The sequence below is a fragment of the Methylomonas defluvii genome, from assembly GCF_033949435.1.
GTDB lineage: Bacteria > Pseudomonadota > Gammaproteobacteria > Methylococcales > Methylomonadaceae > Methylomonas > Methylomonas defluvii.
On record NZ_JAXARY010000005.1, the window covers coordinates 136,146 to 151,079 of the forward strand.

At 54.8% G+C, this 14,934-nt stretch carries 10 protein-coding genes; 5 read left to right on the plus strand and 5 right to left on the minus strand.

Annotation, left to right across the window (positions count from 1 at the left end):
- Positions 1 to 62 precede the first annotated feature (62 nt).
- A complete protein-coding gene (locus QLH52_RS07365) occupies positions 63 to 2,216 on the minus strand; it encodes a retention module-containing protein (RefSeq protein WP_319961087.1) in 2,154 nt (717 codons plus the stop codon).
- A gap of 112 nt (positions 2,217 to 2,328) precedes the next feature.
- Positions 2,329 to 3,933 (minus strand): protein adenylyltransferase SelO, encoded by a 1,605-nt coding sequence (locus QLH52_RS07370; RefSeq protein ID WP_319961088.1) that lies wholly within the window; start codon positions 3,931 to 3,933, stop codon positions 2,329 to 2,331.
- Between the two features lie 110 nt (positions 3,934 to 4,043).
- Here QLH52_RS07370 and bamE point away from each other — a divergent pair, with 110 nt between their 5' ends.
- Positions 4,044 to 4,388, plus strand: coding sequence for an outer membrane protein assembly factor BamE domain-containing protein (gene bamE, locus QLH52_RS07375; RefSeq protein WP_319961089.1), 345 nt, complete (start codon positions 4,044 to 4,046; stop codon positions 4,386 to 4,388).
- 12 nt (positions 4,389 to 4,400) lie between these two features.
- Positions 4,401 to 5,342 (plus strand): peptidoglycan DD-metalloendopeptidase family protein, encoded by a 942-nt coding sequence (locus QLH52_RS07380; RefSeq protein WP_319961090.1) that lies wholly within the window; start codon positions 4,401 to 4,403, stop codon positions 5,340 to 5,342.
- On the opposite strand, the gene QLH52_RS07385 is transcribed toward QLH52_RS07380, so the two are convergent.
- Together QLH52_RS07385 and QLH52_RS07390 are read right to left on the minus strand one after the other, a co-directional pair.
- On the minus strand, positions 5,339 to 7,579 hold the full coding sequence (locus tag QLH52_RS07385; RefSeq protein WP_319961091.1) for a PAS domain S-box protein: 2,241 nt from the start codon (positions 7,577 to 7,579) through the stop codon (positions 5,339 to 5,341). The genes QLH52_RS07380 and QLH52_RS07385 overlap by 4 nt on opposite strands.
- A gap of 149 nt (positions 7,580 to 7,728) precedes the next feature.
- A complete protein-coding gene (locus tag QLH52_RS07390; protein ID WP_319961092.1) occupies positions 7,729 to 8,928 on the minus strand; it encodes an MFS transporter in 1,200 nt (399 codons plus the stop codon).
- Positions 8,929 to 9,084: 156 nt separating this feature from the next.
- On the opposite strand from QLH52_RS07390, the gene QLH52_RS07395 reads away from it, so the two are divergent.
- On the plus strand, positions 9,085 to 9,870 hold the full coding sequence (locus tag QLH52_RS07395; protein ID WP_319961093.1) for a dienelactone hydrolase family protein: 786 nt from the start codon (positions 9,085 to 9,087) through the stop codon (positions 9,868 to 9,870).
- On the opposite strand, the gene QLH52_RS07400 is transcribed toward QLH52_RS07395, so the two are convergent.
- Positions 9,871 to 10,566 carry a TetR/AcrR family transcriptional regulator gene (locus tag QLH52_RS07400; protein WP_319961094.1) on the minus strand — a complete coding sequence of 232 codons (696 nt, stop codon included), beginning with the start codon at positions 10,564 to 10,566 and terminating at the stop codon, positions 9,871 to 9,873.
- Between the two features lie 136 nt (positions 10,567 to 10,702).
- On the opposite strand from QLH52_RS07400, the gene QLH52_RS07405 reads away from it, so the two are divergent.
- Together QLH52_RS07405 and QLH52_RS07410 are read left to right on the plus strand one after the other, a co-directional pair.
- Positions 10,703 to 11,872: an efflux RND transporter periplasmic adaptor subunit gene (locus QLH52_RS07405; protein WP_225892967.1), complete on the plus strand. Its 1,170-nt coding sequence runs from the start codon at positions 10,703 to 10,705 to the stop codon at positions 11,870 to 11,872.
- Positions 11,872 to 14,934 carry an efflux RND transporter permease subunit gene (locus QLH52_RS07410; protein ID WP_319961095.1) on the plus strand — a complete coding sequence of 1,021 codons (3,063 nt, stop codon included), beginning with the start codon at positions 11,872 to 11,874 and terminating at the stop codon, positions 14,932 to 14,934. Before QLH52_RS07405 ends, QLH52_RS07410 begins: the two co-directional genes overlap by 1 nt.

Sequence of the window (14,934 nt, forward strand, 5' to 3'; positions counted from 1 at the left end):
AGCTGGTTCCCAGACAACAAAAAGCCGGCTTATGCCGGCTTTTTGTTGCGAAATGCGCTTGATTAATGAATAACGCTATCGGGGTGTTGCAAATCAGGCAGCACACTGCTGATGCCAGTATTGAGCAATGCGCCGGTATCGACGGTAAAGCTACCAACGCGGGTGCTATCGCCATCACCATCTGTTGCACTAAAACCAAACTGTAATTGCAGGTTTTGTGGCGCTACGCTGGTATATTGCAGGCCTCCCACCGCGAGCTTGCCAAAATTAACCTGGATTTCCAGCCTGTCGTATCCACCAACCACATCAATCGGGTCCGTAAGCCCACCTCCAGCAGGCGTGCTAAATACAACCGTTCCAGTATCAACTTGGGTTAGCCCCCTATAAGCTGTCCAGCTAAAAACATCCAAAGCACTACCAACATCGGCTTCATTGAGTTGTACCGAGTTTACTAATTGCGGAGATGTAATATCGAAACCGCCGACAGTACCAAACCTGTAGGTTATTACTTCCGATGCATCCAAAAATCTATCACCCACACCGACGTCATTGTTTGCTGAGTCGATAAACAAGTTGCTGCCCTCAACAAGCAGAGAATTCCCTACAGCAACTTTTCCGGCACCGAAAGCCAGCGCGGCGCTGCCAAAATCTAGAGTGGTGCTCGGCGCAGCAGGCAAATCCAAAACATCGTGCAATTCCAATTTGTACGCACCATCTACGGCGCCGTTAACTGTAGGCAGCAGCGAAAATACCATGCGGTCAGCGCTGAGGTCGGCAAATGTGGTCGTCAGGGCACCGTTATCGACAAAAGCATAAAGTTCTTGTAACTGGTCGCCGTTGCTATCGACAATCAAATAAGAAATACCGTCTGCTCGAGACGTTAACGCCCCATTATTGTTTGTCAAATTTACACCACCGGCACTCCCAAAGCCGTCAAAACCCAGATCGTAATCAATCAAGCCCGTTAATGTTTGACCTGCGGCATCTTGTAAATTCCCGTTGCTGTTTTTGACGAAGGGCGCATCATCAAACACGTTCGCACTAAACGTCGTATTCGCGACCCTTCCGTCCTGATCGGTTAACGTCGCGGAAAATGTAAAGCCAATAGCCGGCGATTCCGGTGCGCCTGTGTTTATGTGGGTCAAAGCGTTTAGCAAGGTAAAGGTGTAACTGTCATTGTTCACAATTACCTGATAAGAACCGTCGCTGGCTGTCAGGGTTTGCGTAGCGGCGTCCCAGGTTGCCCCGCTGGCCGACAAGACAACCGATGTTGGTGCTTGGCCGTTAATACGCAGAGTGCCGGTCTCGGCAGGGGGTAAGCTAGCGTCACTTTCGTCCACGATGACGTCGCTGACACTGACAGTAGGCACGTAAACAATGCTGACCTCGGCGGGATTGGACTCCAGGCCCAAATTGTCCTCTACGGTGTAGGTGATCAGAGTCGGATTACCGGTAAAGCCGGGGGTTGGCGTAAAAGTAATCGAGCCTGTAGTCGTGTCGACAGTCCAAATACCCTGGCCAGGCACAACTAGTGGTTGACCGGGTCCGTTACTGCCGACGATTTGCACGCTGGCGGGGTTGAGCGTGCCATCCGGGTCATTGTCGTTGCCTAGCACGTTGATCGTAACACTGCTGCCGGGTGTTAAGCCTGTAACGCTGTCATTGCCTGCAATAGGCGGCTGGTTGCCGGAGGTTGCCGCGGCCTGCTCCGGATTCAAAATCAAAACTTCGGGCACAATCGGCGGAAATGCGACATTGGGACCTGTGGTATCGAAACCATTCGTGACCGGTGCTACTGGGTTGAGATATTCGACGATAACAGGCACATGGCCTTCGTTACCTGCCCCAGGCGCGCCTCCTGCTGCCGGCGCACCGCCAGCGGCAGTCGCTTCAGCTATTGTGGTTGGATCGGCGCCAGCCAGTAAGGCCGCCTGAATATCTTCCGCGCTGGGACCGGCGGGTGTCGGATTCTGGGTGATCTGAGCCGGCTCGCCTTGTTCCTGCAGCGCTGCAGCAAGCTGCATGCTGTCGTTGCCGCCCATATCAATAAACGAGCCATTGGCAAGTTGTATCATCACCGTGCTGCCGTCGGCAGTGGTCAAAAGATCGGTTGGGTAAACGCGGTCGCCGACCTGCAAAATACGTTTACTGCCGTCGGCGGCAATGGCGGTAACGGTGCCAGTTGCGATTTTAACGATGCCGATTTCTTTGGCCATGCTTTGCTCCGAAGTTTATTCCAAATAAATAACGTGATTTTGTGACCGAATAATAAGCTAATTTGAACAAGTTGACATAGTACCTTGGTTCGAAATTTGCCGAGACGAGTCGTTAGGAGCTGCAGGACAGCATGGAGCAGCCGGCGCGCTGCTTAGCCCAATCGGGCCGTTTAGCGGCAAAACTCTGTTTATCCGCTTGTTCGACGTAAGGATGGCGCAGCACTTCGAGCAATTCTTGAACTAAAGAAAAATCGCCTTGTTCGGCTTGGTCAATAGCCAATTGCGCCAGATAATTACGCAATACGTATTTCGGATTGACCGCGTTCATCGCTGAACTGCGATCCAGCGGTAGCCTGCCGTCGCGCTGACTGCGCAGGCGGTAAATGGCGAACCAGCGGCTAGCTTGTTCCATGAGGTCGTCGTTCAACGGCTCGTAGCTGGTGCGCTGCAACAGCGCTAAAAATTGCGCCGGCGAATTGGCTTCCGTGCTGACATCGACATCAGCCAACTGCCGATAAAACAAGGTCATATCGGTTTCAGCGGCTTGCATGAGCTGGGTTAAGTCGTTCACCAAGGTCTCGTCTTCGCTGGGCTCGAACCTTGTTAGGCCCAATTTGGCGGCCATCATCGCCTGCCAGCCGGCGTCGAAGGTGTCGGTATAAGCCGATAAAGCTTGTTGCAAACTTTCGGCGCGCATAATCAAGGGATACAAAGCGTTGGCGAGTTGTACCAAATTCCAATAGGCGATTTTCGCCTGATTGCCGAACCGGTAGCGCCGGCCCTGAGCATCGGTGGTGTTGGGGGTCCAGTCCGGATCGTAATTTTCAAGCCAGCCGTAAGGACCATAATCGATGGTTAAGCCCAGGATCGACATATTGTCGGTATTCATCACCCCATGTACGAAACCGACCCGCTGCCAGTGCACGATCATCTCGGCGGTTTTGCGGCAGACTTGTTTAAACCAATCGAGGTATACAGGAATCGATGGCTCACCCAGCTCCGGAAAATCGGTGCGAATGGTGTAATCCACCAGTTTTTTCAGCGAGTCGATGTCATCGCGCGCTGTGAATATTTGAAAGTTGCCGAAGCGGACGAACGACGGCGCCACCCGGCAGACCACCGCGCCAGGTTCCATTTGCGGATTACCGTCATAGAACATGTCGCGCACCACTTGCTTGCCGGTCAGGATTACACTCAAGGCGCGGGTGGTCGGCACACCGAGATGATGCATGGCTTCGCTGCACAAAAACTCGCGTATTGAAGAACGCAGAACCGCCAAACCGTCAGCGCTGCGGGAATAAGGCGTCACGCCTGCGCCTTTCAGTTGCAAGGTGTAGCGTTGCTTACGCTGATTAACCACCTCGCCCAAGTTGATGGCTCGGCCATCGCCGAGTTGGCCGGCCCAATGGCCGAATTGATGGCCGCCGTAGCACATCGCATACGCTTCCATGCCTTTTGCCAGTCTGCTGCCGGCGAATACTTGGCAAAAATCTTCCGATTCGCAGAGTTCGGCAGACAATCCCAAATCTTCCGCGACTTCTCTGGAATAAGCGACCAATCTGGGTTGCTGCGCCGGCGTCGGATTGGCCCGGGAATAGCAGGCTGCATAAACTTGGCGCCGAAAATTATCCGGTTCGGGATCACCAGGCAGCTCGCGGATAAAGCGATTGTCGAAGTTCAGATTATCGAGGGCTGAATTGTGGTTTTCGGTAGGCATGATGACATCTTATCGGAGGCTAAAAAATTTTCGAATCGCGGCTGGAACCGGCTAAGATAAGCCACTAGCAGCTAGTTTATATAAATCAACTTTTCAATCAGGGAATACCAATGAACAATCTTCTTGCAAAACGCGGACCACGCGCTTTTGGCTTTAGTTCACTTCTATTAGTCGCCAGCCTTGCGACGACGCAACTGACCGGTTGCTTTACTGTCGGCCAAGAGTTTTCCCCCGTCAGAGTGCCGGAAATCAAGGTCGGCCAAACCCGTAAGCAAGATATTACCGAAATGTTCGGCACGCCTTGGCGTACCGGTATGGAAGATGGTAAGCCTACCTGGACTTACGGGATCTACAAATATGCTTTGTTCGGTGGTAACGATTCCCAGGATTTGCTGATTCGTTTCGACGCACAAGGCGTAGTGCGCTCTTACACCTTTAGTTCTACCCGCAAATAATCGTGGCGACCAGTGTTTGCTCGCGGTATTTTGGCGATTTCGCTGTTACTGGCGTCCAGTAGCGGCGTAGCTAAAAAGCTTTATAAATATCAGGATGCCGAAGGTACCTGGTTTTTTACCGATCAGGCCCCCGCATCGAATCAGCCGGTAGCAGTCAGGCAGTTAAAGGCGGCCAATCCTAAGCGCGTTTGGCTGGAAAAAACGGCCGATGATTTGCAACCGAGTTTTTTTGCGCTGAACGCTTATCCGGGGCCTATCGAACTGGCCGTCGATTGGCGTGAGCGGGAAAATGTCAGCGCCAATCCGGATTTGCCGCGCCGCTTTGTCGTTGAATCAGGACAGTCCGGCAGCTTGTTTTCGCTTATTCCCAACCAGAGCGCCGGTTTTTATAGTGTCAATCTGCAATATAGCTATGTGGTTGGGCGGCCTTTACCCGGCTATGTGAGTCAAACCCTTTATAAACCACCTTTGCCGGCCGGCGCACAGTTTCAAATTACCCAAGCTTTTAATGGACCATACAGTCATAACGATGAACAGAATCGTTATGCGGTAGACATCATGATGCCGGTTGATACGCCGATTTACGCAGCCCGGGGCGGTATCGTGCTGGAAGTGGAAAATGACTATACCAGTCATGGTACTAGCCAGGCTTACGCCAGCAAGGCTAACAGTATCAGGATCTTGCATGAGGACGGCTCCATGGCTGTGTACGCGCATTTGGCTCTGGAAAAAGCCCAAGTCACGCCAGGAATGCGGGTGGCAACCGGGCAGCTGATCGCTTACTCCGGCAATACCGGTTTGACGACCGGGCCGCATTTGCATTTTGCGGTGCAGATCAATCGCGGTATGGAGCTGATTTCCGTACCGTTTCAATTTACCGACGTGAACGGTCTGGCGGTGGAGCCAAGGCTTGGCCTGTGGTTGTCCGGGCCGGCGGCTTCCGTCGGTAATTAGCCACCAGCCGTTGAACTAAAAAACCGAAAGCAGCCCCGCCCCGCGCATTTGGCTTGATACATGGCATTGTCGGCGTTTTTCATCAGGCTATTTGCCTCCAGGCCGTCATCGGGATAAACGGCAATGCCGATACTGGAAGAAATATCCAGCGTGTGTTGTTGAATCACAAACGGCTGATTCAGACTGCTTAAGATGCTTTCGGCCACCAGCCCGGCCGCGGAGTGTCGGTCCAATTGGCAGAGTAAAATTACAAACTCATCGCCGCCCAAACGCGATACGGTATCCGTTTCCCGCTTGACGCAAGCCTCCAGACGATTCGCCACCTCTTTCAGCAATAAGTCGCCGACATCGTGACCGAAGCTGTCGTTGACCGGCTTGAATTTATCCAGATCCAGATAGAGCAAGGCCAGCAAACTGCGTTCGCGTCTGGCCTGAGCGATAGCCTGATGCAAACGGTCGATCAGCAAGGTACGATTGGGCAAGTCGGTCAGTGCGTCGAAGTGGGCCAGATGATGAATGTGTTGCTCTATGGCTTTACGCGCCGTTATGTCCATCATCGTGCCGACATAATGGGTTATTTTGCCATCCGGGTTTTTCACGGCGCTAATGGTGAGCCATTCCGGAAATATATTGCCGTTCTTGCGCCGATTCCAAATTTCACCTTGCCAGACGCCTTTGTTATCAATGGATTGCCACATTTCGGCAAAAAACAGCGCATCGTGAATGCCGGAATTGAGGATATTCATTTTTTGACCGATGGCCTCTTCGCTGGCGTAGCCGGTAATCTCGGTAAAGGATTTATTCACCTTTAAAATGACGGCATCGGCATCGGTAATCATCATGCCCTCCTGCGATTCAAAAGCGGTCGCGGCAATTCGCAGTTCGGTGTCCAGGCGTTTGCGTTCGCTAATATTTTGCGCGAAGGTAAAACTCAGTTCCAAGCCATTGTGAGCGATATAGTGGCAGGTGAGCTCAACTGGGAAAATCGTGCCGTCCTTACGCCGATGGCGGCTTTCGTGGCTGACAATTTCGCAGTCGCGCAAGCGCTGCCAGATGTTTGACCAGGCGCTGGCCAAAAGGTCCGGATCGAATTCCCAGGGTGCCATACCCACCAGTTCGTCCCGCGAATAGCCCAAGGACTGACAAGCGTAATCGTTGACGTAAGTCACCATGCCCTTGGAATCAAGACAGAAGAAAGCGGTCTTGCTTTTATCGACCATGGTTTTGGCCAGCCACAACTCGTTTTCGATCTTCTTTAGCTCGGTGATGTCATCGTATACTCCCAATACCCCGATGGTTTCGCCCAAACTATTGCGCAGTGGCGCTTTCGATGTTCTCAGTAGAATCTCTTTGCCCTCAGGCGTGGTTTGCGGCTCTTCGTAAGCCAGCTTAGGCAGATTGGATTGCATGACCTGGCGGTCGTCGGCACGATAGCGCAAAGCCTGGTTTCGCCAGGATAGTTGCTGATCGACTTTACCGAGGAGGTCTTCGGTTCTCGTGAAACCGCCATCTCGCGCGAACTGCGAGTTGCAGCCGAGATAGCGCGAGTGCAGGTCTTTCCAAAATACCCGCATGGGTATGGTTTCGATCACCGATTGCAGCAAGCTGCGCGACTCGGCGAGCGCGTTCATTGCATTGATGCGTTTGGAAATATCGTAGAGCAATACCAGTTGCATTTTCTTGCCGGCCCCACCTATGCGGGTGGCGGTGGTCATGACGTGCTTGTTCAGACCGTTTTTGCAACGAACTTTGATTTCCAGGGGCTGAAATTCTTGGTCGTCATTTTCGAAGCGCTTTTGCCATTCCGCGCCAATCGTTTCACGGTAAACAGGATCGGGGAAGGCCTGTAATTGCCACGCGGACAGGTTGGGAATATCCCGGAGCCGGTACCCGAAGACCTTGGTAAATTCCGGGTTCAGCATTTGCAGATTGCACTTGTCGTCGAATAGCGCCAGTGGAATGGGCAGTGCGGTGACAATAGTGCTTAATTGGATATTGTCGTCGTTCAAACTGCTCAACTGGTCTAAAAAAACAATGATCATCGCGCAGATCAAAGAGGCGACCAGTAGCGAAGCGACCAAGCCGGTAAGTAGATAATCGAAGCTGATTTCGCGTTTCAGCAGCCATTCCATTATCGCCACAATCGATTCGGTGAGCATTGTCGCCAGAGCAACCGAAATCAGCCAAAGCTGGTATTTATTGATACGCTGTAACCGGCTGAGAAGGATGTATTTCAAACTAGGCTTTAAGTACTTATTCGGCTGAAACGCGCAGTCGTTGACGAGATTTTTTTGTACGCTAAAGCTTACATCTTTGTAGGCCTATTTCAAAATCTTTCGAGGATTTTTCCTGTTTTAATCTGCGGCTGCTCCAATCCAATAAACACTCAATGAGCTGCTTTACCCCGGCGACGAGCGATGAGGATGCATAAGGCCATTAAACAAAATCCGGCCCCCGCGTAAAACGTAAACTCGGCGCCGTAGCTATCCCACAGCAACCCCGCCAAGATGCTCGCCAACAGCATGGCGATGCCGCCGACCAGATTGAAAAATCCGTAAGCGGTGCCGCGCAGGTCGGCCGGTGAAGTGTCCGCGACCATTTTGGCCAGCAGGCCTTGAGTCATGCCCATGTGCACCCCCCAAAGCCCAACGCCGGCCAGCACTATCCGCCAATCCGCGCTGCTGGCCAGTACCAGGTCGGCGGCGACGAGTACCAACAGCCCCCAAGCCAGCAATTTCCGGTGCGATACGCGGTCGGACAGACGGCCAAACGGGTAAGCCGTGGCCGAATACACAACATTCATCGCCACCATTGCCAAGGGTAACAGCGCAATCGGAATGCCGCTTTGTTGGGCGCGCAGCACCAAAAAGGCCTCGCTGAATCGCGCTAGCGTGAACACCGCGCCTATCATCACTACCCGCCAATAGTCGGCATTTAAGCGTTGCAGATTGGCGCGCTTGATGGGGTTGCCGTGTTGCGAACGCTGCAGATGCTTGGGTTCGCGCACACCAAACAGCAACATCAGCACCGACAACCCGCCGGGGATCACGGCCACCCAAAAAACCGCCCGAAAATCGTTGGCCCACAGTAGCATGAGTGCCACCGCCAGCAATGGCCCCAAAAATGAGCCGACCGTATCCAGCGATTGCCTGAGGCCAAAGGCCGCGCCGCGAATTTCCGGCGGGGTGATGTCGGCAACCAGTGCGTCGCGCGGTGCGCCGCGTATGCCTTTGCCGACCCGGTCCAGCAGTCGCGCGCTTAAAACCATGCCGCTGCTGCCGGCGATGGCAAACAGGGGTTTGGTCAACGCTCCCAGGCTGTAACCTATCAAGGCCAGACTTTTGCGCTTGCCCAAATAATCGCTGAGCACCCCGGAAAATACTTTGACGATCAGCGCGGTCGCTTCCGCTGCGCCTTCGATTAAACCGATGCTCAAACTGCTGGCATGCAGAGTGGTGAGCATGAATACCGGCAGCAGGCTGTGGATCATTTCCGAGGAAATATCCATCAACATACTGACAAAGCCCAATGCCCAAACGCTTTTCGGGATTTGTCGCCAGATAGGTTTTGGGCCGGAATGCGTCATGGAGTTTATGTTTGCCGATCGTTTAAAGGAAATCACAGCGCCTAGGTTGCTGTAAAACCCGCCGCCCCGATGGAATTTTATTGTCGCAAGGCCCTAGAGATTGACAACGCCCGTTAGCAGTGTAAACGTAAGGCCATTTTTCAACAGGAGGTTTTTATGATGCGTAGTTTATTCTTTTTGGCCTTATTGTTCAGTTCCGGTTTGCAAGCGGCATTGCAGGAGCAAGCCGTGAGTTATACCGCTGGCGATACCACGCTAAAAGGCTATCTGGTTTGGGACGATACGAAAGGCGACAAGCAGCCCGGCGTGCTGGTGGTTCACGAATGGTGGGGCTTGAACGACTACGCCCGGCAGCGCGCGAAGATGCTGGCGGAACTGGGTTATACCGCGCTGGCGGTCGATATGTACGGCGACGGCAAATCCAGCGAGCATGCAGCCGAAGCCTCAACCTTCATGAACAGCGTTGTGGAACGGGCGGGCATTTCGCAATTACGTTTTACCGCGGCTTTAGCCTTTTTACAAAAACAAGCCAGTGTCGATAAGGGCAAGATTGCGGCGATAGGCTATTGTTTCGGCGGTGCGACAGTCTTGAATATGGCGCGCTTGAGTACCGATCTGGCGGCAGTAGTGAGTTTTCACGGTAATCTGGCCACGCAAACCCCGGCGCGGGCCGGGCAGGTGAAGGCGCGGGTATTGGTATTGAACGGCGCGGCCGACGAGTTTGTCAGCGCCGACAGCATTGCGGCTTTTGAAAAAGAAATGACCCAAGCCGGCGTGGATTATCGTTTGGTTAACTATCCCGGCGCGCGCCACGGCTTCAGCAATCCGGACGCCGATAGGTTGGGCAAAGCCAATAATTTGCCTATCGCTTACGATGCCGAGGCGGACAAACAATCTTGGGAAGCCATGCAACAGTTGTTTCGCGAAGTGTTCAAGCAATAGCTAATCGTCAGTCAAATCGGTGGTTGTCGGCGCATAGGCTCTGATAAACGCGCTGACGGCGCGTTCGACTGTGGCTTTAACTTGTTTGGGTTTCAATTCCCGGCGGGCGTTGAACAAGCCCGATTCGTAGACTTCCGATTCCAGCAAACCGCGAAAATGCGCGGCCACCACATGTGGGTCGGCATGCCGCAACTGGCCGGCATTCATCGCTTGTGCGAAAAATTGCGCCGTAAATTGCATGCCCTTGGCGGGGCCGTTTTCGAAAAACAGGCGGCCGGCTTCCGGCTGAGTGGCGGCGGCTGCGATCAACATGCGTCGGGCCGCCAAACTTTTCAAGGACAGAAAGTTGCTCATCACGCCTTCGCCGAAACGTTGCAAAGTGGCCGGCAAGTCGTCGGAAGGTTGCAACAGTGCCAGGACTTGGTTGACCTGGTCTGGCAGTGTATCGAGAGGCGCACTGCCGCAGTCCGGCATCAGCAAGGAAAATAATTGCTCGCTGTGGCGATCAGCGGAACGGCGCGCCAATTCCAGAAACAACTGCTCCTTGGAGCTGAAATAGTTGTACAGCGTGGCCTTGGAGTGGCCGGCAGTAGCGGCGATTTCCGCCATCGTCGCTTGTTCGAAACCGACTTTTTCAAACAGGGTTTTTGCCGCATCCAGAATGGCTTGGCAACGTTCTCCACTTTTCTTTCTCATGGAACCTTCCTTATTCGAGCGAGTCGGCTGAGTTTCGAGCACTAGGCCGCTGTTTGGCTTATTCTAGACCCGATGGTTCAGTTTTAAATTGTCGTATAGACTTGGAGCTGAGTAATGTTTGCCGAGATTTTTCGTCATGATGACACACCTAGCCCGCCGTATAAGCTTTTATACCCTTTATTCCCAGCGTGGATTGGCACGCGGTTCATTGCTTATCGGGATTTTTACCGTACTGGCATGCTGTGCGGTGCTAATAGTTTGGTTGTTAAACCGCGAAAGTCCAGGCGCAGCAGCGCCGGGAAAAACGGTGCCGGCGCTGACGGTGACGCGGGCAGTGCCGCAATGGCGGCAGTGGCCGACCACCCTGGAAGCGTCGGGGGCGATTACGGCCTGGCAAGAAGCCGTCATCGGCGCCCAGCAATCCGGATTAAGGTTAATCGAAGTCAATGTCAATGTCGGCGATCAGGTCAAGCGCGGTCAGCTATTGGCGCGTTTCGATGCTGATATGCTGCGCGCCGATCTGGCGCAATTGCAGGCCAATCTGGCCCAGGCGCGGGCCACCGCCGCGCAAGCCGAAACCAACAAACAGCGGGTGCTGAAACTCAAAAACGCAGCGACGCTGAGTCAACAGGAGTTGTTGCGGTACGAAACCGAAGCGGAAACCTCCCGAATTCAGGTCGATGCGATCAAGGCCCAGTTGGCTGCTAAACAGTTGCAACTAAGCTATGCCGAGGTGCGGGCGCCTGACGACGGCGCGATTAGCGCGCGAATGGCAACCCTGGGCGCGGTGGCCGGCAGCGGGCAGGAGTTGTTTCGGTTAATTCGGCAAAATCGCCTGGAATGGCGTGGTGAATTGACCGCCGGGCAAATCGCGCAAATTCAGGCGGGGCAAGCGATACAACTGAGCCTGCCGGACGGCAGCGTTGCCCAAGCTAGGGTGCGGCAACTGGCGCCGGCCTTGGACGAGCAGTCGCGATTGGGCGTCGTGTACGCCGACATCCTGCCGGGCAGTCAGGCGCGGGCCGGCATGTATGCCAATGGCCGGATCGAGTTAAGTCAGCGTCCGGCATTGGTGGTGCCGGCCGCCAGCGTGGTGATCCGCGATGGCCGCAACTATGTGCTGAAGCTGCTCAGCGATGCCGATACCTCCCCGGTAAGTTTGCAGGCGGTCGCTACCGGCCGTCAGTACGGGGTGGATATTGAAATCGTCCACGGTTTGAGCGAAGCAGAGCGCGTGGTATTGGAGGGGGCCGGCTTTCTCAATGATGGTGATCTCGTGCACATCGCGCCGGCGAGGGTTGATTGATGAGTTTTGCCTCTTGGTCGATTCGCAACCCCATTCCATCGATTTTACTGTTTATCTTGCTGTCATTGGCCGGACTACGCGGCTTGCAGCAGTTGTCGATACAGAGCTTGCCGGATCTGGATTTACCCAGCGTCATCGTTAAGCTCAACCAACCGGGCGCGGCGCCGGCACAGCTGGAAACCGAAGTGGCGCGCAAAGTCGAGGATTCGATTGCCACGCTGTCCGGGTTGAAGCATATCCGCACCTCGATTACCGATGGTTTGGTGCAAATTAATGTCGAATTTATTCTGGAAAAAAAGCTTTCCGATGCCTTGATAGAAACCAAGGACGCGGTGGACAGGGTGCGCTCGGATTTACCGAGCAGTGTGCTGCAACCTAGTATCAGTGCGGTGACCGTGGGTGGCGCGCCGATTTTGACCTATGCGATTGCCTCGACCAAACTGGACGAGGAAGCCTTATCCTGGCAGGTAGACGATAACGTCAGCAAGGTCATGTTGGGCGTGGCTGGTGTCGGTCGCTTCGAACGCCTGGGCGGTGTGCAGCGGGAAATACAACTGGAAGTCGATCCGGTGCGCTTGGCTTCGCTGGGCGTCACCGCAACCGATGTGTCGCGAGCCTTGAAACAGGCGCAGCAGGAGTCTTCCGGCGGCCGGGGTAATGTGGGCTTGGCGGAGCAATCCGTGCGCACACTGGCCACGGTGCGGCAGGCCAGCGAACTCGCGGCCTTTCCGGTACCGATAGCCAACGGCGGCGAGGTGCGCTTAGAGCAAATCGCCACGGTCCGCGACACCGTTGCCGAGCGTACGCAATTGGCAGCCTTGGACGGCAAACCGTTGATCGGTTTCAACATCTACAGGGCCAAGGGTTTTGACGAAACCCGCATCGCCAATGATGTGGATCAGGCCTTGGCGCGGATGCGCGAAGCCGATCCTTCCTTGAGTTTTACGCTGATTTCCGGTTCGGTGGCGTATTCGCAAGAGCAGTATGAAGGTTCGATGATGATGCTCTACGAAGGGGCGTTATTGGCGGTGCTGGTGGTCTGGTGGTTCTTGCGCGATTGGCGGGCAACTTTGGTGTCGGCGTCGGCCCTGCCTTTGTCGATTCTGCCGACGTTTGCGGTGATGCATTGGCTGGGGTTTTCCATGAACATGCTGACCATGCTGGCCTTGGCCATCGTGGTCGGGATATTGGTGGACGATGCGATTGTGGAAATCGAAAACATCGCCCGGCATGTGCGGATGGGCAAAAGCATCCGTCAGGCCGCCGCCGAAGCGGTTGATGAAATCGCGCTAGCGGTGATCGCCACCACCTTGACGTTGGTGGTGGTGTTTATGCCTACCGCGCTGATGAACGGGGTTTCCGGGCTGTTTTTCCGGCAATTCGGCTGGACGGCGGTGGTTGCGGTGCTGGCATCCTTGCTGGTGGCGCGCTTGCTGACGCCCATGCTGGCGGCTTATTTACTCACTGAAGGTCATCATCCGGCCAGCGTCGATGGTAGATTGATGCCCATTTACCTGCAAGCCGTGCACTGGACGCTACGTCATCGCCAAGCGACGATGCTGCTCTCCACGCTGTTTTTTATCGGCGCTTGCTTATTGCTGCCCTTGATCCCGGCGGGATTCGTGCCGCCCGCTGATCGCGGTTACACCACGGTGCAATTCGAGTTGCCGCCGGGTAGTTCGATAAACGATGCCGGTCGAGTCGCCGAAGCGGCGCGAACGGTTCTGCAACCGCTGGCAGGTGTCGAACACATTTTTACCGCGGTCGGCAGCAGTCAAATAGTCGGTGGCGGTGTGACCAGACCGGGCGAACAACGTAAGGGCGCGCTGACCTTAACCTTGAGCGAGCGAGGACAGCGGCCGCATCAATCGCAGATTGAACAGGCGGTGCGGGAAGTTTTGCGCGAAGTGCCCGGCGCCCGCTTCTCCATTGGCATCGGGGGGCCGGGCGAGAAGATGTCTTTGATACTGTCCAGCGATAATGCGGCGGCCCTAAAGGCCAGCGCACAGGCCTTAGAGCGCGATTTGCGTAATATGGGTAGCTTGAGCAGCATCAGTTCCACGGCCAGCCTGGAACGGCCGGAAATCGCCATTCGGCCGGACTGGCAGCGCGCTGCCGAACTAGGCGTGACAGCCGAGCTGATCGGTGAAACGGTGCGGATTGCCACCAGCGGTGATTTCGACGCCCAACTGGCCAAGTTGAATCTGGATAACCGCCAACTCGCGATTCGGGTAAGGATAGCCGATGCCGCGCGGCAGGATTTGCAGGTCTTAGCCAATCTAAGAGTAAGGGCGGGGGATAGGTTGGTGCCGCTGTCCAGTGTGGCGGAGCTAACGTTAGCCAGCGGTTCGGCGCAGGTTGACAGGTATGACCGTCGCCGCTATGTCACGGTCAACGCCGAACTGGGCGGCATGTCCCTGGGTGAGGCACTGGCCGCTGCCAAAACTTTGCCGGCAGTGGTTAATATGCCATCCAGCGTTACATTGATTCGTACCGGCGACGCCGAAATCATGGCCGAATTGGCCAGCAGTTTTGGTATGGCGATGCTGACCGGATTGCTGTGCGTGTTTTGCGTATTGGTGTTGCTATTCAAGGATTTCTTTCAACCCTTGACCATCCTGTCGGCGATACCGTTGTCAATGGGCGGCGCGTTTGTCGCACTGTTGCTGACCGGCGGCGAGTTGAATATTCCGTCGATGATAGGCTTGATCATGCTGATGGGCATCGTCACCAAAAACTCGATCCTGCTGGTGGAATATGCGTTGCTGGCGATGCGCGAACATGGGCTGAGTCGGCACGAGGCCTTGCTGGATGCCTGCCATAAACGCGCCCGGCCTATAGTCATGACCACGGTGGCCATGATTGCCGGTATGTTGCCGATTGCGTTGGGATGGGGGGCGGACGCCAGTTTTCGTCAGCCGATGGCGGTGGCGGTGATTGGCGGCTTGATTAGCTCTACTTTGTTAAGTCTGCTGGTGGTGCCGGTGGTGTTTACCTATGTCGATGGTGCTCGGCAAAGTTTGGTAAAGCCGTTTTTCGGTAGTGTCTCAAAGGGCGAATGA